Origin of the sequence: Sphingobacteruim zhuxiongii (assembly GCF_009557615.1) — a bacterium.
Lineage (GTDB): Bacteria > Bacteroidota > Bacteroidia > Sphingobacteriales > Sphingobacteriaceae > Sphingobacterium > Sphingobacterium zhuxiongii.
On record NZ_CP045652.1, the window covers coordinates 950,323 to 970,664 of the forward strand.

19 protein-coding genes and 1 tRNA gene are annotated in these 20,342 nt (G+C 38.7%); 11 read left to right on the forward strand and 9 right to left on the reverse strand.

The window, feature by feature from the left end; translation table 11 throughout:
• Positions 1–47: 47 nt before the first annotated feature.
• Positions 48–2,279 carry a Tex family protein gene (locus GFH32_RS04190; protein ID WP_153509881.1) on the forward strand — a complete coding sequence of 744 codons (2,232 nt, stop codon included), beginning with the start codon at positions 48–50 and terminating at the stop codon, positions 2,277–2,279.
• A 208-nt stretch (positions 2,280–2,487) separates the two neighbouring features.
• Here the strand turns inward: GFH32_RS04190 and GFH32_RS04195 are convergent, their stop codons facing one another.
• The 3 genes from GFH32_RS04195 to GFH32_RS04205 all read right to left on the reverse strand — a co-directional run bounded on the left by GFH32_RS04195 (position 2,488) and on the right by GFH32_RS04205 (position 4,807).
• Positions 2,488–3,042 carry a NifU family protein gene (locus GFH32_RS04195; protein WP_153509882.1) on the reverse strand — a complete coding sequence of 185 codons (555 nt, stop codon included), beginning with the start codon at positions 3,040–3,042 and terminating at the stop codon, positions 2,488–2,490.
• A gap of 73 nt (positions 3,043–3,115) precedes the next feature.
• Positions 3,116–4,465 carry an adenylosuccinate lyase gene (gene purB / locus GFH32_RS04200; protein ID WP_153509883.1) on the reverse strand — a complete coding sequence of 450 codons (1,350 nt, stop codon included), beginning with the start codon at positions 4,463–4,465 and terminating at the stop codon, positions 3,116–3,118.
• A gap of 123 nt (positions 4,466–4,588) precedes the next feature.
• A complete protein-coding gene (locus GFH32_RS04205; RefSeq protein ID WP_153509884.1) occupies positions 4,589–4,807 on the reverse strand; it encodes a hypothetical protein in 219 nt (72 codons plus the stop codon).
• Positions 4,808–5,044: 237 nt separating this feature from the next.
• Here GFH32_RS04205 and GFH32_RS04210 point away from each other — a divergent pair, with 237 nt between their 5' ends.
• Positions 5,045–6,394: an acyl-CoA dehydrogenase family protein gene (locus GFH32_RS04210; RefSeq protein ID WP_153509885.1), complete on the forward strand. Its 1,350-nt coding sequence runs from the start codon at positions 5,045–5,047 to the stop codon at positions 6,392–6,394.
• 470 nt (positions 6,395–6,864) lie between these two features.
• On the opposite strand, the gene yidC is transcribed toward GFH32_RS04210, so the two are convergent.
• Together yidC and GFH32_RS04220 are read right to left on the reverse strand one after the other, a co-directional pair.
• Positions 6,865–8,688 (reverse strand): membrane protein insertase YidC, encoded by a 1,824-nt coding sequence (gene yidC / locus GFH32_RS04215; RefSeq protein WP_153509886.1) that lies wholly within the window; start codon positions 8,686–8,688, stop codon positions 6,865–6,867.
• Between the two features lie 38 nt (positions 8,689–8,726).
• The gene (locus GFH32_RS04220) at positions 8,727–10,337 is read right to left on the reverse strand and encodes a CTP synthase (protein WP_153509887.1); all 1,611 of its coding nucleotides are present in this window, start codon (positions 10,335–10,337) and stop codon (positions 8,727–8,729) included.
• A 270-nt stretch (positions 10,338–10,607) separates the two neighbouring features.
• On the opposite strand from GFH32_RS04220, the gene GFH32_RS04225 reads away from it, so the two are divergent.
• Positions 10,608–11,597, forward strand: coding sequence for a potassium channel beta subunit family protein (locus GFH32_RS04225; RefSeq protein ID WP_153509888.1), 990 nt, complete (start codon positions 10,608–10,610; stop codon positions 11,595–11,597).
• Between the two features lie 78 nt (positions 11,598–11,675).
• Here GFH32_RS04225 and rplS read toward each other — a convergent pair whose 3' ends face one another.
• Entirely contained in the window at positions 11,676–12,023 is a 348-nt protein-coding gene (gene rplS / locus GFH32_RS04230) for a 50S ribosomal protein L19 (protein ID WP_153509889.1), read from the reverse strand.
• A gap of 310 nt (positions 12,024–12,333) precedes the next feature.
• Here rplS and GFH32_RS04235 point away from each other — a divergent pair.
• The 5 genes from GFH32_RS04235 to GFH32_RS18345 all read left to right on the forward strand — a co-directional run bounded on the left by GFH32_RS04235 (position 12,334) and on the right by GFH32_RS18345 (position 13,781).
• Positions 12,334–12,407 (forward strand) — tRNA-Pro (locus tag GFH32_RS04235).
• Positions 12,408–12,489: 82 nt separating this feature from the next.
• Positions 12,490–12,918 carry a helix-turn-helix domain-containing protein gene (locus tag GFH32_RS18330; protein ID WP_228384109.1) on the forward strand — a complete coding sequence of 143 codons (429 nt, stop codon included), beginning with the start codon at positions 12,490–12,492 and terminating at the stop codon, positions 12,916–12,918.
• A gap of 92 nt (positions 12,919–13,010) precedes the next feature.
• Positions 13,011–13,232, forward strand: coding sequence for a hypothetical protein (locus GFH32_RS18335; RefSeq protein WP_228384215.1), 222 nt, complete (start codon positions 13,011–13,013; stop codon positions 13,230–13,232).
• On the forward strand, positions 13,229–13,507 hold the full coding sequence (locus tag GFH32_RS18340; RefSeq protein ID WP_228384216.1) for a DDE-type integrase/transposase/recombinase: 279 nt from the start codon (positions 13,229–13,231) through the stop codon (positions 13,505–13,507). Before GFH32_RS18335 ends, GFH32_RS18340 begins: the two co-directional genes overlap by 4 nt.
• Positions 13,398–13,781 (forward strand): integrase core domain-containing protein, encoded by a 384-nt coding sequence (locus GFH32_RS18345; RefSeq protein WP_228384217.1) that lies wholly within the window; start codon positions 13,398–13,400, stop codon positions 13,779–13,781. The genes GFH32_RS18340 and GFH32_RS18345 overlap by 110 nt, the downstream gene beginning before the upstream one ends.
• 301 nt (positions 13,782–14,082) lie before the next feature.
• On the opposite strand, the gene GFH32_RS04245 is transcribed toward GFH32_RS18345, so the two are convergent.
• Complete coding sequence (locus GFH32_RS04245; RefSeq protein ID WP_153509890.1) at positions 14,083–15,309, reverse strand: IS110 family RNA-guided transposase; 1,227 nt, start codon at positions 15,307–15,309, stop codon at positions 14,083–14,085.
• A gap of 371 nt (positions 15,310–15,680) precedes the next feature.
• Between GFH32_RS04245 and GFH32_RS04250 the strand changes: the two genes are divergently transcribed.
• From GFH32_RS04250 to GFH32_RS04260, 3 genes are all read left to right on the forward strand, one after another.
• Positions 15,681–16,406, forward strand: a complete 726-nt coding sequence (locus GFH32_RS04250; protein WP_153509891.1) for a DUF3667 domain-containing protein — start codon at positions 15,681–15,683, stop codon at positions 16,404–16,406.
• 206 nt (positions 16,407–16,612) lie between these two features.
• Positions 16,613–17,020 carry a GNAT family N-acetyltransferase gene (locus GFH32_RS04255; protein WP_153509892.1) on the forward strand — a complete coding sequence of 136 codons (408 nt, stop codon included), beginning with the start codon at positions 16,613–16,615 and terminating at the stop codon, positions 17,018–17,020.
• 12 nt (positions 17,021–17,032) lie between these two features.
• A complete protein-coding gene (locus GFH32_RS04260) occupies positions 17,033–17,602 on the forward strand; it encodes a hypothetical protein (protein WP_153509893.1) in 570 nt (189 codons plus the stop codon).
• 149 nt (positions 17,603–17,751) lie between these two features.
• Here GFH32_RS04260 and GFH32_RS04265 read toward each other — a convergent pair whose 3' ends face one another.
• Positions 17,752–19,158, reverse strand: a complete 1,407-nt coding sequence (locus GFH32_RS04265; RefSeq protein WP_153509894.1) for an arylsulfatase — start codon at positions 19,156–19,158, stop codon at positions 17,752–17,754.
• 135 nt (positions 19,159–19,293) lie between these two features.
• Positions 19,294–20,337, reverse strand: a complete 1,044-nt coding sequence (locus GFH32_RS04270) for an endonuclease/exonuclease/phosphatase family protein (RefSeq protein ID WP_153509895.1) — start codon at positions 20,335–20,337, stop codon at positions 19,294–19,296.
• Between the last annotated feature and the right edge of the window lie 5 nt (positions 20,338–20,342).

The window sequence follows — 20,342 nt, forward strand, 5'->3', positions numbered from 1 at the left end:
TAAGCTGTTGATGTCCTTCAACAGCTTTGTTTTTCATTTTAATTTTTATGATAACATCACACGAAACGATCGTTTCGCAAGAGCTATCTCTTGCTGAGAAACAAGTTCGTACAACAATCGCACTATTAGATGAGGGTGCGACGATTCCATTTATTTCCCGTTACAGAAAAGAGCTAACCGGAAGTTTGGATGAGGTACAAATTACGGCAATTCGCGATCGTATTCAGCAGTTGCGTGATTTAGATAAACGCAAAGAAGCGGTTTTAAAATCGATTACGGATCAAGGTAAATTAAATCCAATCTTGGAAGAGCAGGTGAAATCTGCAGAGACAATGGCTTTGTTGGAGGATATTTATTTACCGTATAAACCAAAACGTAAGACACGTGCATCTGTTGCCCGCGAAAAAGGATTAGCTCCGCTTGCCGATTTGATCTTTGCACAAAATAATATCGATATCGAAGCGGAAGCCGCGGCATATTTGGATGAAGAGAAAGGGGTAACCACTTTAGAGGAAGCACTAGCGGGCGCTCGCGACATTATTGCGGAGCAAATCGCCGAAGATGCGGAGGTTCGTGCAAAAACTCGTAAGGTGTTTTTAAGTAAGGGTGAATTTGTTTCACGTGTAATTCCAGGAAAAGAGGAAGCAGCATTAAAATTTAAAGACTATTACGAATGGTCTGAATCTTTACAACAAGCGCCTTCACATCGCGTGTTAGCAATGCGTCGAGGAGAAAAAGAAGAATTACTTTATTTGGATATTGAGGTTGCTGAAGATCAGGTTTTACCTGGTATTGCAAAACAATTTGTCAAAGGAAATAACGAAGCTGCAAAACAAGTTGAATTGGCAATGATTGATGGATACAAACGTCTATTGAAACCTTCCATGGAGACGGAGATTCGCGTACTGACTCGACAAAAAGCCGACGAGGAAGCTATTAAGGTTTTTGCTGATAATGTACGTCAATTGTTATTGGCTGCTCCTCTAGGTCAAAAGCGTTTGTTAGCACTAGACCCAGGATTTCGAACAGGTTGTAAAACCGTAGTTTTAGACGCTCAGGGGAACTTATTAGAAAATACTGCCATATACCCACATACTGGAGCAAACGCCGCTCTAGAGGCTGAAAAGACTATTAAACACCTAGTCTCGAAACATGATGTAGAAGCTATTGCAATTGGTAACGGTACAGCTGGGCGTGAAACAGAAGAGTTTGTCCGTAAGTTGAATCTTTCGAATATAACAATTGTAATGGTCAACGAAAGTGGCGCATCGATATACTCAGCATCAGAGACTGCACGTGAGGAGTTTCCAGATCACGACGTGACGGTTCGTGGCGCAGTTTCTATTGGTCGCCGCCTGATGGATCCATTAGCAGAGCTGGTGAAGATTGATCCCAAATCAATTGGGGTAGGGCAGTATCAACATGATGTTGATCAAAATAAATTGCAATCCGCGTTGGATGATACCGTTATTTCTTGTGTGAATGCGGTAGGAGTGGAATTGAATACGGCTTCAAAGCAAATTTTAGCTTATATCTCAGGTCTTGGACCTGCTCTCGCACAACAGATTGTCAATTTCCGTAAGGAGAATGGGCCATTTAAATCACGTCGTGAATTGAAGAAGGTTCCACGATTAGGAGAGAAGGCATTCGAACAAGCAGCCGGATTTTTACGCATTCGTAATGCGGAGCATCCATTGGACGCTTCTGCAGTTCATCCGGAGCGCTATGCCTTGGTTGAGCAAATGGCGAAGGATTTAAATGTCTCCGTTCCGGAGCTAATGAAAGACGAAAAGCTTAGAAAAAGCTTGGATCTGAAAAAGTATATGAGTGATGAAGTTGGATTGCCGACTTTAAATGATATTCTTGCTGAATTAGCGAAACCAGGATTAGATCCGCGTGAGCAATTTGAAGCATTTTCATTTACCGATGGTGTCAATAGCGTCGCTGATCTTCGAGTAGGAATGAAATTACCTGGAATTGTAACGAATATTACCAACTTTGGAGCGTTTGTCGATATCGGTGTACATCAAGACGGTTTGGTGCATTTGAGTCAATTAGCAAATCATTTTGTAAGCGATCCGCACGAAGTTGTCAAAGTGCAACAGCCTGTTATGGTCACTGTTACAGAAATTGATGAAAAGAGAAATCGGATTAGCTTAACGATGAAAACTGAAGAAAAGGCACCAAGAAAGCGAAACGATAGAGAAAAGAAAGATAACAGAGCGCCCGAAACCGATATGGCAAGTAAGTTGGCTGCCCTAGCAAGCAAATTTAAATAAGGCTAGACGTTTATATATGCAATATATACCGAGTCTTGCAACGTGCTTATTTACAAGTCGATTGTACAGGATTCAGCTTTAAAGTTTTAGAATAGGATTGAAAAGAGAAAGGCTAGAATGTAAATTCTAGCCTTTCTCTTTTCAATCCTATTGGATTTTATCTTGGTAGACCTAGAGAATGTAGGTCCAACTCTTTTATACGGATTCGTTACATCGCTTCTGCGACCACTTCCTCAACTTCAGGAACCATTCGTTTTAACAGTCCCTCAATACCCGCTTTCAACGTAATTGTAGACGAAGGACAGCCAGAGCATGAACCGCGTAATTCTACGGTTACTACACCATTTTCAAATGCTTTATATGCGATAGCACCACCGTCTTGTTCTACTGCTGGACGAACATAGTCGTGTAAGACTTGTTGTATTTTTACTTCTACCTCAGAACCTTCGAAAACAACATCTTCTGAATGTTCTTCTGGTTTTACTGCCAATTCAGACTCAACAGCACCTTTTACGAATTCTTTTAATAAAGCTTCAATATCCGACCAGTCTGCATCTTCAGTTTTTGTAACCGTTACGAAGTTACTTGCGAAGAACACACCATTTACAAAATTGAATTTGAATAGCTCACGGGCAAATGCCGACTCTTGTGCCTTCTCACGATCCGGATAGTCTAAACTCCCATTGATTAAAAGCTTGTTCACCAAAAACTTCATTGTTGAAGGATTCGGTGTACTTTCTGTATATACGTTAATTGTTGCCATGTTGTAATCGTTCTATAATATGAGACAAATATAAGTCATTCCTTAAATGACAGCGTCATTACTGCGTAAAAGCTTATAGTTGTACGCCCGTGTAATTGCTTGGAGAAATCGCTTTGATTTCATTCTTAATTTCGTCGGAAACACTCAAATTGTCGACAAATTCCGCAATCGTAGCTTGTGTAACGTGCGTATTTGTACGGGTTAAGTCTTTCAACGCTTCGTAAGGTTTTGGATAGCCCTCACGGCGTAAAATTGTTTGTATAGCCTCCGCAACGACTGCCCAGTTGTTCTCCAAATCTGCTTTAAAGGCCGATTCATTTAGTATCAATTTACGTAAACCACGTAATGTAGACTTGAATGCGATTAAGGTATGAGCAAATGGAACACCGATATTTCTTAAAACGGTTGAATCCGTTAAATCACGTTGTAATCTTGAAATAGGTAGCTTCGCGGCTAAGTGTTCAAAAATAGCATTAGCAATACCCAAGTTACCTTCTGCGTTTTCGAAATCAATAGGATTGACTTTATGCGGCATAGCAGATGACCCGATTTGTCCAGCAGTAATTTTTTGCTTGAAGTAATCCATGGAGATGTAAGTCCAAATATCACGACAAAGGTCGATAATAATGTTATTGATACGTTTCAAGGAATCGCAGCTAGCAGCAAAGTTATCGTAATGTTCGATCTGCGTTGTCGTCTGCGAGCGGTTTAATCCCAACTTCTCATTAACGAAATTATTTCCGAAAGCGACCCAGTCGTTTGCAGGATATGCGACATGGTGTGCATTGAAGTTACCTGTAGCCCCTCCAAATTTAGCGGAATAAGGTACTTGCGCTAACAAGTCTAACTGTCGTTCAATTCGCTCGATGAATACTTTGATTTCTTTTCCCAAACGGGTAGGAGACGCTGGTTGTCCGTGTGTTCGGGCTAGCATCGAAACGTCGTTCCAATCAGTAGAAAGAGATTTCAATTCGTTAACAAGTTCATTAATACCTGGCGTATAGACTTGTTCAATAGCCTCTTTCCAAGATAATGGAATCGCTGTGTTGTTAATGTCTTGAGATGTTAATCCGAAATGAATAAATTCTAAGGAGTCCGTTAGTCCTAATTTTTCGAATTCATTTTTTAAAAAGTACTCCACAGCTTTTACATCGTGGTTTGTTACTTTCTCGGTATCTTTTATCCATTGCGCGTTCTCTTCCGTGAAGTTACGGTAGATATCACGTAATTTATCATTCAAAGAGCCGTCAAAATGCGCTAATTGCGGAATTCCAGATTCCGAAAGTGCAATGAAATATTCCACCTCTACCAATACGCGGTATTTGATTAATGCGAATTCTGAGAAGTAATTTGCAAGTTCTTTGGTGTTATTGTAGTATCTCCCGTCGATAGGTGTAACGGCAGTTAAGGATGATAATGTCATGGTATAAAATCTTTTGTGAGGCAAAAATAAGAAATTCGTAGACCTATACCAACCGAAACCTTATAAAACAACAAAAGCCTGTTTCTTAAACAGGCTCTTGATGTATTTTTAATTTAGTTCGGATTATTGAACGTTTTTCAAAGAATCAGCGATAGAATCACCTTTTGCTTTTACTGAATCAGCAACGTTTTCTAATGAATCAGCGATAGAATCAGTAGTAGCTTCTACTTGATCAGCAACTGAATCAGCAGCAGCTTCTGTTTTAGTTTCAGCGTTGTTACAAGATGCAACTGCTACAGTTAAAGCTAATCCTAAGAATCCGAATTTGAATAAATTTTTCATTTTTTTAATTTTCTATTTAGTTGAAACAAATTTGTTTATTTAATCTTTAATACCCGTAACCCTAAAAGGTAACCCAAAAAATAAGTTTTTTTTAATTTTATATTAAACCCTCTGAAATTCAGTAGTTTAAATGTTTGTTATTTGCTTTGGGCAGCGCAAATATACTACTGTTTTGTTGATTTGCAACAATAAAAAACATTTTTTGTTATATTTCTGTTAACTTTTTAAACAAAGACTATGTTAGATAAACTCACAAATATGCTAAAGCTCTTTAAATCAGTTGATTTAGAGCAATTAGAAAAGATTTCGAAAAAGGTGGATTTGGGCGAAGTTTTAGCTGCCGTTTCCAAAATGGATGAAAATCAATTGAAAATGGCAATGAAAATGTTGACCGGAAGTAAAAAAAAGAAAGATCCGCCAGCAATTGATGCTGATTTTTATGATACCAGTGCGAAATTATCTCCCGAAGATCGCGCTTTACAATTAAAAGTACGTGCATTTTTAGAGGCGGAAGTTAAGCCAATTGTCAATAAATACTGGTTACATGATGAATTTCCTTTTGAAATCATCCCTAAACTTGCCGAGCTGAATGTTTGCGGGTATGTCTACGAGGGCTATGGTTGTGCTGGAGGAACTTCCCTAATGGATGGTATTATTGCGAGTGAATTTGGTCGAATTGACCCTTCCATTGCTACTTTTCTAGGTGTGCAGAGTGGCCTTGCGATGGGCTCTATCTATTTATGTGGGTCTGAAGAACAGAAGGCTGAATGGTTACCTGCAATGCAACAGCTGAAGAAAATTGGTGCCTTTGGTTTAACTGAACCATTGGTCGGATCAGGTACAGCTGGCGGTTTAACGACAACCTGTAAGCGCGAGGGCGATACTTGGATCTTGAATGGTCAGAAGAAATGGATAGGGAATTCCACTTTTTCAGATATTACGATTATATGGGCACGCGACTTAGACGATCAGCAAGTTAAAGGCTTTATCGTGCGTAAGGAAAATCCAGGGTTCGCGGTTGAAAAAATCAAAGGGAAGATGGCGCTTCGGATCGTCCAAAATGGATTGATAACGCTTACAGATTGTGAGGTCCCTGAATCTGATCGATTAGTGAATGCGAACTCTTTTAAAGACACGGCAAAGGTATTGCAAATGACTAGAGCAGGAGTAGCGTGGATGGCGGTTGGCTGTGCCCGCGGCGCCTATGAGAATGCTTTGGAATACACACTACATCGCGAACAATTTGGAAAACCAATTGCATCATTCCAATTGATTCAAAATCACCTTGTGGAAATGCTATCTAATCTTACTGCTATGCAGACCTTGGTATTTAGGCTTTCTGAGCTCCAAGACGACGATAAGTTGAAAGATGAACACGCATCCCTAGCGAAGGTCTTCTGTACGCTAAGAACGCGGGATATCGTTTCTAGAGCAAGAGAAGTAATGGGGGGTAATGGTATATTATTGGAATATAATGTAGCGAGGTTCTTAGCTGATGCCGAAGCAATTTACTCATATGAGGGTACTAAGGAGATAAATTCGTTGATCGTTGGACGAAGCATTACCGGATACAGTGCTTTTGTTTAGTATTGGACTAAGCGACACGAAATCGAAGAGCCTGCATTGCAGGCTCTTTTTTTTATCGAATTAACACCCTAGCATAACCAATCGGAGACGAATCTGATTGAGGTATGAAAGGGAAGTGAAAGGGATGTGAAAGGGAAGTAGAATGACTAAGGCGCAAAGTATGGCCTTGTAGAGAGGCTTAGGCGTAATAGCGAATATGGTTTGTTCTTCCTGGAAGCATATCCGTATCCCACCCGTAGAATGATTGTTTAAAATGAAAGTTGGGTTTGTTTTAAGGTATCCTCTCCTAATTTTCTTTGCAAAATCGGATAGGTTTGTCGAACGCTCCATAATTTTGGCATCTAGGGTCGCTCGGAATTCCAGCGATGAATTGCCGAATTTCAAATTCTCCAAAACAGAAAAGAGCCCGCAATGCAGGCTCTTATATCTGATATCTATTGTCTAAAATCTATAAAAAGACTTTAATACAATTATTTTTTCTTTTGTTGGTTTGCTTGTTGAGCTCTCATCATATCTTCCATTTTCTTCTGGAAAGATGATTTCTTGTCTACTTGCGGTTTGCTTTTCTTCTCTTCAATTTTCGCTAAGATTTTATTGTCGTCAACAAATTGACGAATAATAACTTGCGTTAAGAAGGTTAATACCGCAGATAAGAAGTAATAGTAGTTCAAACCTGCAGGGAAACTGTTCAATACAAAGAAGAATACGAGTGGCATAATATAGCCAATGTATTTCATTTGGTTATTTGCAGCTCCTGATGTAGCATTGTTATACCAAGTTGTTAACAAGGTCGTTAACGTCATTAACACACACATTAAAGAGATGTGGTCAACATTGATTAACGGGATATTCGCAAAGGTGATCGGCGCATCGTAAGTGGAAAGGTCTTTGATCCACAAGAAGCTTTCTCCACGAAGTTCAAATAAGTTCGGGAAGAAGAAGAAGAATGCAAGTGTGAAAGGCATTTGCAATAGCAAAGGCAAACATCCTCCAAGCGGATTAACGCCAGCTTGCTTATACAGCTTCATTTGTTCCTGTTGCAATAACATTGGATTATCTTCGCCTACTTTCTCTTTGATTTCATCTAATTGTGGTTTTAACACACGCATCTTTGCCATAGATTGGTAAGATTTGAATGTTAATGGGAACATGATGAATTTTAAGAACAAGGTCAGAATTAATATCACGATGCCGTAGCCCATATGGAATCCGTCAAGGAAATCGAAGATTGGAACAGTAATAAATTTATTAATCCATCCCATTGGTCCCCAGCCCATATTGATAATCTTATCAAATCCATTGCCTTCTGCCTTCAAGGTTTTGTACTTGTTCGGACCAAAGAAGAAACTGAATTCGTATTGATTTTCTTTTTGACCAGAATAAGCTAGATCAGCGGTCGTTTGATAAGTCTTTACTATGCCCTGCTCGTTAATCAAGACAGAGTTTAAAGTAGCATTGCTTAAACCTTCTTTACTCGTCAACACGGTTGAGAAGAAATGTTGTTTGTAGGCAATCCAATTTAATTTCTTTTCTATAGTTTCTTTCTCGTCGCTCGTTTCAGAAAGGTGATCGACCTCGCCTTCTACATCTTTGTAGAAGATTGCCGATTTCTCACGTTCTGATTTCACATTGCGTTCTTTTTGTGTTAGGGTTGTTTCCCAATTTAAAAGAAGGCTTTTGTTTTTAACGTCGATCAGGTCATTCAATCCAACCGTACGAACATCTAATTTAAGGTTATAGTCGTTTCCGGCAAGGGTATAGATATAATCAATGTATTGATCTGCGCTGTAAGAAAGACGCATTGTTACTGATTTCGAGTCTTCACCTGTTACCGAGAAGCTCGTACCTTGAGCTTGGAAATATAGATCGTTTGTTTTTACAGCTTTTCCAGGGACATTGAATTCTAATCCAAAACGATTGTTATCGCCGTCGAATAAGATTAATTTAGAATCGTCATAGTTTTTCTCGCCTTTTAGTTCAACAGACTTTACACGACCACCTTTGTTACTAAGGGTAACCGCAATGCGTTCGTTTTCTAATGTAATTGCTTGTTCTGTTCCTTGAGATGCAACACCGAAAGGTTGTTTTGCCAAAACAGAGTCTGCTACAGTTTGTGCAGCGCTAGTGATTTTCGTGGTGTCTTTTGTAACAACTACGCCTTCTTTTACTCGTTTAATCGAGTCTTGCAGCTGTTGTTCTTTTTTGATTTCCTCCTGAGATGGCTTCATTAAGTAGAATGAGCCGCCTAAGATGGCGAAGATTAAGATGAATCCTATTAGATTGTTTCTATCCATTTTATATTATTTACTATATCTCTCGTAGTCTTTGCTGACTACATTGCTTTCTTGTGCGCTAAAGAAGCGGCTACAAAGCTAACAAAAAGTGGGTGAGGATTTACTACTGTTGATTTTAATTCTGGATGAAATTGTCCAGCGACAAAGAAAGGGTGGTCCTTCAGCTCGACAATCTCTACTAATCCGCTGTCTGGGTTAAAGCCTGAGGCAATCATTCCAGCTGCTTCGTAGTCCTTCAAGTATGCATTGTTAAATTCATAACGGTGGCGGTGTCTTTCTGTGATTTTCGATTTTCCATAAATCGCGAAAGCTTTCGTTCCTTTTTTGATTTCACAATCATAAGCACCTAGACGCATAGTACCGCCCATGTTCGTAATGTTTTTCTGCTCCTCCATTAAATTAATTACTGGGTGAGGCGTGTTTTCGTCCATTTCAAAGCTGTTTGCTCCTTTAAGACCTAATACATTACGACCAAATTCAATTACAGAGCATTGCATACCAAGACAGATTCCGAAGAAAGGAATTTTGTTTTCACGAACAAATCTAATCGTGGTAAGTTTTCCTTCCAATCCGCGTTCACCGAAGCCAGGAGCTACGAGTACACCGTCAAGACCTTTAAGCTTCTCAGCTACATTGTCGTCATTGATGCTTTCCGCTGCAATATACTTTACTTTAACTTTCGTTTCGTTTGTCGCGCCCGCATGAATGAATGCTTCGGCGATAGATTTATAAGCATCTGGTAGTTCCACATACTTACCAACTAAACCTATGCAAACTTCATTCGTTGGGTTTTTTAAACGACCTAAGAATGCTTTCCAATTTTCTAAATCTGGTTCATTCTTAGTTGATAATTTCAATTTTGCTAATACTGTTTTATCCAATTGCTCTTTTAGCATGTTTAATGGCACATCATAGATTGTTGGCGCATCTATCGATTCAACAACAGCATTGATGTTCACATTGCAAAACAAGGCTAGTTTTTTACGAATATCATTATTCAACTTATGCTCAGTTCTACAAACTAAGATGTCCGGTTGAATACCGTATTCCAATAAAGTTTTTACAGAATGTTGTGTAGGTTTAGTTTTTAGCTCACCTGCAGCAGCAAGATAGGGAACAAGGGTTAAGTGAATAACCAAACAGTCGTTGTTTCCTAATTCCCAACGTAGCTGGCGTACAGCCTCAATAAAAGGTAGGGACTCAATATCACCTACAGTTCCTCCTAGTTCAGTGATCACGATGTCGTATTCTCCGGTTTGACCCAAAAGCAACATACGGCGTTTGATTTCATCGGTAATGTGGGGAACGACCTGAACAGTTTTTCCTAAGTAAGCACCGGCACGTTCTTGCTCAATAACATGACTGTAAATACGGCCTGTTGTAACGTTATTCGCTTGTGAAGTGGGGACGTTTAGGAAGCGTTCGTAGTGACCAAGGTCCAAGTCAGTTTCTGCTCCGTCTTCTGTAACGTAGCATTCGCCATGTTCATAAGGATTAAGTGTTCCTGGATCGATATTGATGTACGGGTCAAACTTCTGGATGGTTACTTTTAAACCACGAGCTTGAAGTAGTTTGGCAAGGGAAGCAGCAATAATTCCTTTCCCTAACGACGAAGTTACGCCGCCCGTAACAAAGATATATTTAGTCATAGCAATAATGGATTTCTAATATAGAATGAGGTCTTTTTTTAACGCCTCATCTGCTCTATGTACGGGATACAAAGGTACAAATTTTTTCTTCAATACCCTATAAAAAAAACGTTTACTCGATTGAATCTTGGATTGTTTTGAAGATTAATCGATTGGCGGGTTTTAGTATCGGGTTCTGTGGAAATAATTGCTAAAATTTTACACTTAACAATAAGTTTTTGAGGTGAAAATCTCCCTGAATGGAGTAACTTTAATAAAAAAATAGATAAAATGGAATATAGACGAATGGGTAAAACGGGACTGCAATTGAGCGCTCTTTCCTTCGGTTCATGGGTTACTTTTGCGAGACAAACTGATGATCATATCAACGAGCGATTGATGATGCAGGCATACGATGCGGGCGTTAATTTTTTTGACAACGCGGAAGTGTACTCTGCTGGATTGTCGGAAGAGATGATGGGGCGCGTATTGAAAAAGGTAAATTGGGATCGCTCGTCCTATGTACTTTCCAGTAAGGCCTTTTTTGGTTGGAAAGGAGAGGCGAAGAAACCGAATCAGCATGGCTTAAGTAGAAAACACTTGATGGAAGCTTGCGAAGAAGCGTTGGTACGTTTGCAGGTCGAATACTTGGATCTTTATTATTGTCACCGTCCTGATCCGAATGTTCCAATCGAGGAAGTCGTGCGTACGATGAATACCTTGATTCAACAAGGAAAGATTTTCTATTGGGGAACGAGTGAGTGGTCTGCGGCTGAGATTATGGAGGCTCATATGGTTGCGAAAGGATTAGGTCTTGAAGGTCCATCCGTGGAACAACCGGAGTACAACCTTTTTAATCGTATGAAAATGGAAGTAGATTATGCTCCAATCTTTAATAATGTGGGTATGGGTACGACGATTTGGAGCCCCTTAGCTTCAGGTATTTTGACAGGGAAGTATAATAATGGTATTCCGGAAGGTTCAAGAATGTCTTTGGAGGGTTACGAATGGCTTCGAGATCGAGCTGTTGTAGACGACAAGTTGGCGCGTGTTAAAGCATTAGAGGAGTTCGCTAATGAACTTGGTGTGTCATTACCTACACTCAGTATTGCTTGGTGTTTGAGTAATCCGAATGTAACGACCGCCATATTGGGAGCGACGAAAGAAAGTCAATTGACAGAGAACTTAAAAGCTTTGGAGGTATTGCCTTTAATAACGGCAGAAGTTAAAGATCGCATTGATGCTATCATGGGAACTAAGCCAGTTGTTATTCGTAATTAACCTGCTTGATTAATAAGTGCATAAAAAAAGGACTTACATGATGTAAGTCCTTTTTTTCTTTTAAAAGAAATATCGTAATTAAACTCTTTTCGCTTTGATACGTGCAGCTTTTCCAGTAAGTCCGCGTAAATAAAATAATTTCGCGCGACGTACTTTACCAACTGAGTTAACGTCGATTTTCTCGATGTTAGGAGAGTTTACAGGGAAAATACGTTCAACACCTACACCGTTTGAGATTTTACGAACGGTAAAAGTTGCGTTAGCACCTTCGCTGTTTAATTGAATTACCACCCCTTGGTACACCTGTACACGCTCTTTATTTCCTTCGCGAATTTTATAATGAACGCTGATGGTATCTCCTGCTTTGAAAGCGGGAATTTCATTTCTCACTACCGCTTGTTCTTCTACAAATTTTACTAAATCCATGATTCTGTGTAATTAAAAACGATTTATATCCTGTAAAAATCGGAATGCAATATTACAGCTTTTATCTGATATAAAAAAATACTTTTTTTAAATTTTATCTTCCTCTATTTGAGGTGGGTGCAAAGATATGAAAACCACTTGATTTTATGAAAGTTATTGTGAAAATATTTTAAAAAAATATAGTGTACGAATGCCTTTGATAATTTAACATGCGTTGTATGAGTGTTTTAGCTGTTTTTTTAAAATTTATCTTGACAAATATATTTTTCGCCGTATATTTGTGCCACACAAAAAGAAGGTGATACCTTTTCGGGGTGTAGCGTAGCCCGGTATCGCGCCACATTTGGGATGTGGAGGTCGTAGGTTCGAATCCTGCCACCCCGACTAAAAAGCTCTAACGAAAGTTAGGGCTTTTTTTTTCTGAAAGTGTCTCGTCCTGAAATAGCGATACATAAAAAGAATCGTTATGAAAGAAATATCCAATTATGTAAAACGTACGCAGCGTGATTACACTTTAAGCTTCAAACTGAATGTTGTCAGAGAAGTTGAATCCGGAGAATTGACAAGCACACAAGCACAAAGAAAGTATGGTATCCAAGGAGATAGCACAATTCGTAACTGGTTGAAAAAATATGGTAACTTTGATTGGGAGAATCAAATACCATCCAGTATGGCAAAGTCACCAGAACAACGCATTTTAGAATTAGAAGCCAAAATCAAATTGTTGGAGAAGCAGAAAGCGCAGCTTGAGCGACAGAATTACATTGCTGATTCCAAAGCGATTATCTTTGATATGATGATCGATATTGCCGAACAAGAATATAAAATAGACGTAAGAAAAAACTTCAAACCCGCACAATCGATTGTTTCCGACAAGAAAAACAAAAAAGCCTAAGTTTTACTTGTGGGTTGTTCGGGTTAAGTAGGCAAGTGTATTATCGAAGAATCAGACGAACTAAAAGAAGTCAAAATATAGCGAGTAAAGTTGTGAGCTTAGTCCAGGAACTACGCGCTGTTCAGCCAAGAATTGGTACACGGAAACTCTATCATTTATTGGTCCAAGAGCTACAGGTATTAAAAGTTGGCAGAGACAAGTTTTTTGATATTTTACGAGCCAATCACTTATTAATTATTCCAAAACGGAGTTATCGTACCACGACCATGTCACATCATCGATTTAAAAAATATCCTAATATTATTAAAGAATGAAATATTATCGTCCCAATCAAGTTTGGGTGAGTGACCTCACTTACATCGGAAAGCGAGAAAAACCTTGTTATCTAAGTTTGATTACAGATGTATATTCTAAGAAGATAGTAGGCTTTGAAATCTCAAGCACAATGTGTACAAGTCATGTTTGTAAAAGCATTGAAAATGGCTCAAAAACAAAGAAAAATAAAGGAATCATTAATCCATCATTCCGACAGAGGTATCCAATATTGTTCAGACGAGTATCAATATTATCTAAACAAATACAAGATTAAGTGCAGTATGACAGAAAACTCTGATCCTTATGAAAACGCCATTGCTGAACGTATAAACGGTATTCTGAAACAAGAGTTCATGATTGATACCTATCATTTAGATCTAACTTTGATGAAGCAAATTGTAGAGGAAGCAATCAATATCTACAACAATGACAGACCACATTGGTCTAATCATATGCTAACTCCCAATCAAATGCATCTCAAATCAAATATGAATTACAAAACTTATAAAACAAAAAGCAGTAGAAACCTCTCGGCTACTACTGCATAAAATTATGTATTTTTAATCACTGAAAAACTGTATCTATTTTTCAGGACTAGTCAAAGTTATTATTGTTTTTTTTAGTAATCCAATAAAATGTTAGACCAGTGATTATTCAAGGGTCTATTCTTTTTGTCCGGATAATTTTGTTTCTGTTTCTTGTGTATTATTATTTATGATGAAATGACTTGATTAATAAAAACAGAGTATAATTTTTTCTACGAGCTCTAAAGGCATCAACTGTTGGTTCTTAACGTCTGATATCAGTTTTATTTCCGGGGAGTCTAACCACCAAAAAAAGGTCGATCTTTTATTTGTAAGACGTGTTTTTAAGGGTACTCAATTGTTTCTGTAATCTGTCAATTCTTTTAAGTCGTCTATTTTCAAGTATTTTCTTATCCTGTGGATGCAATTGATAGGCTTCATCGTCCCTCAGGACATGGTATGCTGCAATCAAGATCTTATGTGCGATGGCTATTGTAGCCTTCTTCTGACCTCTTCGTGCAGCGATTTGATGATGCTTGACCGCAAGTAATGGATTTGCCTTGGATCTAGAGGCCACCCATGCTGCCTCCACGAGCGTCGTCTTGAGATACTTGTTTCCACGTGTTATTTTCGAGGAGTACTTCTTTCCTGCACTCTCATTGTTGCCTGGGCAAACCCCAGCCCATGAAGAAAGGTTCTGATGTGTTGCAAATTGAGCCATGTCCGTACCGATTTCTGAAACGATTCCCAGTGCCACCCTGGAAGATACTCCAGGGATAGATTCCAGTAGTTCCAGCTCCTTGTGCATGATCCTTGCGTACTGTTCCATCTGAGCCTCTGATTGTGCTATTTGTAGATTGATATGATCGATGGATTGCAGTATTAGGTTCAACATGAAGCGGTGATGATCCGTGATCTTGCCAGTAAGTGCCTTAAGTAGCTCTGCGTGTTTCTTGACCAGCGAACCCTTGGCCATGCTTGCCAATAGCAAAGGATCGAGTTGACCTTTGGCCATGGCCCGGACCATTTCCATGGCGCTTACCCCAAATACGTCGCTGACTACGCTCCTCAGTTTGATGTTGGCGGATTCAAGGATGTTCTGTAACCGGTTCTTTTCTGCGGTCCGCATAGCGATAAGCTTACGTCTATGTCGGAAAAGTTCCCTGAGCTCCCGGATATGTTGTGGTGGGATGAAGCTCCCCTTCAGTAAACCGGAAAGAAGCAGTTTAGTGATCCATTCGCTATCCTTCTTGTCGGTCTTCTGTCCCGGAACATTTTTGATATGCCGGGCATTGACCAGTAGGATGTGAAAATAGTCTTCCAGAACCGCGTAAACCGGTCGCCAGTAAACCCCAGTGCTCTCCATGGCAACCTGTGTAATGGAATGGGCCTGGAGCCATTCCACTAAATTGTACAAGTCATCCGTAAAAGTTAAGAAGGTTTTTGTCTCTGTATCAAAATCACTACCTTTAATGGTAGCAACTACTGTGTCTTTGTGGACATCCAGTCCACAACCACGGTCAAGAATAAAGGGTAATCCGCTGACAGCCATAGGTCTTATATTTATTGGTACTAAGATACCGTTTTGGCTAAATGCCTATTGGGACTATGAGCCCGTGACTTTCATGGCTGTTGGTGATACCCGATGTATCATGAACGTTTTGTTTTCAATTGATTGGTAAGTTTCTTCGAAACAATTCCTAATGTATGCATATTATACTCGTCGTTTTCTGACTCGTCTAGAATTCAACTCATCGGTTGATGGGATCCGAAAATAATATTTTGAATGAAATCATAAAACTTAGGTCTACAGACATAGTTCGAAAAGTAAATCTTTTGTAACTTCGTTTCTTTCAAAAAAAGGGAAGTGACCACACTAACCAAACCAACAAAATAAAGATATATTAAGCGCATAATTATTAAATGAACTGTAGAAACTGTAATTCTGAAATTACTTCCAAGTATTGTCCAGATTGTGGACAGCCAACTAGCTTAAAAAGAATCGACTCACATTATATCATTCACGAAATTGAACATGTTCTTCACTTCGAACGTGGAATCTTATATACGATACGTGAGCTTATCACTAATCCTGGTCAAAATATTAAAAATTACCTTTCTGAAAATCGAAGTAGATTGGTGAAGCCTATTATTTTTATAATCATAACTTCCTTGATTTATACCGTTTTAAATCACTTTTTTCATATCGAAGACGGGTATGTAAAATATCATGAAGGTGAAGGGAAAGCACCTGGTGCTGTAAGTGCAATAGTCGCTTGGGTTCAAAACCACTACGGATATGCAAACATTATGATGGGTGTAGCGATAGCATTATGGTTAAAATTATTTTTCAGAAAACATCAGTACAATTTCTATGAGATTTTGATTATGCTTTGTTTCGTAATGGGTATGGGCATGTTGATATTTTCGGTATTCGTTATCTTTCAAGGATTGACTCACTTAGAGGTAATGCCTATTGCATCGGTTGCAGGATTGCTATACTGTGTTTGGGCAATCGGGCAATTCTATGAAAAGCGGAAAGCTGTGAGCTATATAAAGGCATTTTTCGCATATGCTATAGGCATGTTAACTTTTTGGATGATCCCTGTTCTTATTGGGACTTTAATAGACTTAATGGGGCGGCATTAATAAAAGCTAACGTAGATAGAAATTCAGCATTATTGAACGCTAATGAAGGGATTTCTGCTAGCAGGATTACTAAATAGATGTATCATTCATGAAACTTTTGAGTTTCTAATACAATTTAGGCCCGTTATTGTTGAGCGCTTGTTGCTATTAAGATTTTTTTGCGCTTGCAATAATGCAATCGATTAAAGAAATGATATTTTTAATGTATGGGAATATACCTTTCAGATAGGAGAGACATAAAGATCGAGGCAATTATTGAATTGTATCGAGCCAATGAGTGGAGTTCAGCGAATAAGCCGGAAGAGCTGTATAAAGCATTGATGAATTCACATTCCTTAATTTCCGCATGGGATGCTGATCAACTAGTTGGGTTAGGGAATGCAATTTCCGACGGCTATTTGGTTGTTTATTATCCTCATTTGTTAGTGCATCCGTTATCTCAAGGCAAGGGTGTAGGACGCCTGATAATGGATAAGATGAATGAAATCTACGGAGGTTTCCATATGCAAATGCTTACTGCAGATGGTAAGTCTATTGAGTTTTATGAAAAAGTAGGTTTCGAGAAAGCAGGGGAGACGCAGTCGATGTGGATTTATGGAGGCTCAGAACATTAATAAATAGGTGTCATGGATATCCCTAATTTCGTTATACAAGATAAAGGCGCTATTTCTCGTGAATTTCTAAAACGGGAGCTATTCACATTTGTTGAGGCCTGTTCTTTTATCCAGAACATGGCTTATGGCAGGAATACGGATAAAAATGATTTACTGACTTTGTTTGTAGAGAATAAAGGTACCTGTAGTACAAAGCATGGTTTGTTGAAGCAATTGGCCTTTGAAAATGGGGATGCAAATGTAAAGCTGTTTCTCGGGATTTTTAAAATGGGGCCTTTAAACACATCAAAAGTAAGCGAGACATTAGCAAAACATAATTTGGACTATATACCAGAGGCGCATACTTATTTAAAGTATAATAATTGTTATTTTGATTTTACACGGAAGGGATCTTCTCCAGATGACTTCACAAGTGATTTACTAATGGAGGTTGAAATTCAACCATACGAGATTAGTGAGAAGAAGATTGAAATACATAGAGCCTATTTGAATCAATGGTTGAATGACAATAAAGGTATATTGTACTCCCTTGAAGAAATCTGGGCCATCCGAGAACAATGTATTCGGGATCTAGCAGAGTAAGAATAGACTTCACTTAGCTAGGCTATATAAAACAATATTTTATTTGTTCCCTAATATTAATAAATGAATTGGGCTTGGACTCATACAAATGGTCTCCAAAACCCAATATCATTTTATTCTTCCGAAAGCAATATGGATATTATTGTTTTTTAGCGTTTACTAGCCGTTAATGGGAAGAGCTCGCTCTCTACGTGCTGTTGCTCCAATAATTTTATCAATTTATTACTGATTTTCTTGTTTTTTATTGGTGTTTTTTCTTGAGGATCTCTTTCTAAATCATAAAGTTCATAGTAGCTGTTCGCAGGATCTTTCACTTTAAATTTGATTAGCTTATAGTTTTTATAACGAACAGCTTGACGGCCTCCGTCCTCATGGAATTCCCAATACAATTGATGATGCTGTTTTTGATTGCCTTGACTAAGTAGTGTAGGCAATATAGAAATGCCATCAGTCTTTTCTACGTTATTGTCCGATACTATTTCTTGAATAGTCGGTAGGATATCCCAAAAAGCAGAGATGTGCGCAGTGGTAACATTTTGAGCTACTCTCTCGCTCCATTTCACAATAAGTGGTGTACGAATACCCCCTTCATATAAGTCGCGTTTAAAACCCTTTAATCCCGCTGTACTGTTGAAAAATTCTGGATCAGCACCACCTTCGCGATGAGCGCCATTATCGCTGCTGAAAATGATAATTGTATTTTCACTTAAGCCTAATGAATCAAGCCTATCAATAATCTCACCGACATAGTGATCCATTCGACTTACCATAGCAGCGTAGGTAGCCCTTGGTTTGGCCACTGAGGCATATCCTGGAATCGTCGCATTTGGACCGTAATCGTTGCCTTTATGGGGAGTTTCATCGAAAGCATTTTCATATTTTTTATAAAACTCGTCGTTGGGGCCTGTTAATTCGGCATGTGGTAATACGGTTGGAACAAATAAGAAGAAAGGTTGATCTTTGTTGTTGTCAATAAATGCTAAGGTTTGTTTCTGTATTAATTCTGGAGCATAGGTAACCATCTTTGTTAGGTCATTCCCATTTAGATCAATACGTTGATCATTATGCCATAGATGTGTAGGGAAATAACGATGTGATTGACGCTGACAATTATATCCGAAAAACTCGTTAAAGCCTTTTCGATTCGGGTCACCAGAAGTACCAACCATTCCTAGTCCCCATTTGCCGAATGCACCAGTTTTGTAACCGTGCTCTTGTAAAATCATGGCAAAAGTCCGTATAGAATCCGCTAAAGGTTCTTGTCCCTCAGGTTCAATTTCTTTGTTGCCGCGTACATAAGTGTGTCCCGTATGTTGGCCTGTCATGAGTGAGGAGCGCGATGGTGCGCAAACTGATGTTCCGGCATAGAAATTTGAAAACTTCATGCCTGTGGCAGCTAGCTTGTCTAAATTAGGGGTACTTATTATTTTTTGACCATAAGGACCAATGTCACCAATACCTAAATCATCCGCAAGGATGAGCACGATATTAGGTTTTTCTTGTGCCTGAAGTTGAATAGCGGCAAATAGTAATGAACTTAGAAGGAGCTTTCTCATGATAGTTTTTTAAGTATTCAGGATTTAATGTTGATGTACCACTTGTGTCGGCAATTTTAATGAATCATTTTACAAGTTAAAAGGAATTCTCATTTTTTTGAATTCCTTTGTTTCCAAAAATGCTTTTTAGAACCCTTACTTCCAAACGAATGTCGCTAATAGTCCTTTATGATCGGTCGGCCAGCGATCTTTAGGGAGAAGGAAGTTATCGTTACTATCTTTCTCTTGTTTTATTCCATAGCAAATGGTTTCAACAGGACCTACGATTTGAATGTTTTTTAAGTTAACCTTATTGTTTGATTTATAGTAGATATAATCGATACGATCGCGATCATCAGCTTCAGGAGCCCACGCAAGCTTGGATAACTCCGCATCTTTATTGAACGACGCAAATGTGAAGCCGGGATGAGTTACCGGATTCGGATATATTTTTCGGAATGAATCCGTAAATTTTGCCTCTGCTAAAAGTATAGAACAATCCCATGGGATAACAGTTCCGGAATGATCATATAGATTCTTTGTTTCATCAATCCAATCCAAATGAGATGGTTCATTGAAGTCTCCAGCGATCATAATCGTTTGGTTCTTACTTTCCTTTTTAATGTCGTTTATAATATCCACGATTGCTTCGTCCCGCTTACTCTTTTTGTTGGCAGTAACAATCGCTGCAACATCAGTTATTTTTTGATTTAATTTTTTCCAAGTCACACCGTCGTATCCTCTAGGCAAGTAACATGCATAATTCGTATAGTCAAGGTGGACTGAATAAAATAGAAATTGCTTATTATTAACTTTGATTCGAGATTTCAAAACAGAGGCAATCTGTTTATCCTTGTGATATAAAGGTTGTTGATCTTCGATTGGATATTTGGAAAGAAAGGCAACATCTAATTTTGGATGACTCGATTCCCCGTAGTAATTTACGCCACGATCTTTTAATGAGGAAATTAATCGCTGTACGAAATCAACGCCTTTATAATTTCGAACTTCACTTAGCATAACGACGTCCGCGTCTTTGTCGAGAATTTCCTCAACAATTGCTTCATATCCTTTTTCAATCATCGTTCCCTCTTGCCATATATTGAGTTGAAATACGCGGAGTTGCTTCTGATTCCCGAGGGCAATCATACTGACCATAGTCAGTATGATTGTAAAAAATAATTTAATAAGATCTCTCATGTGCA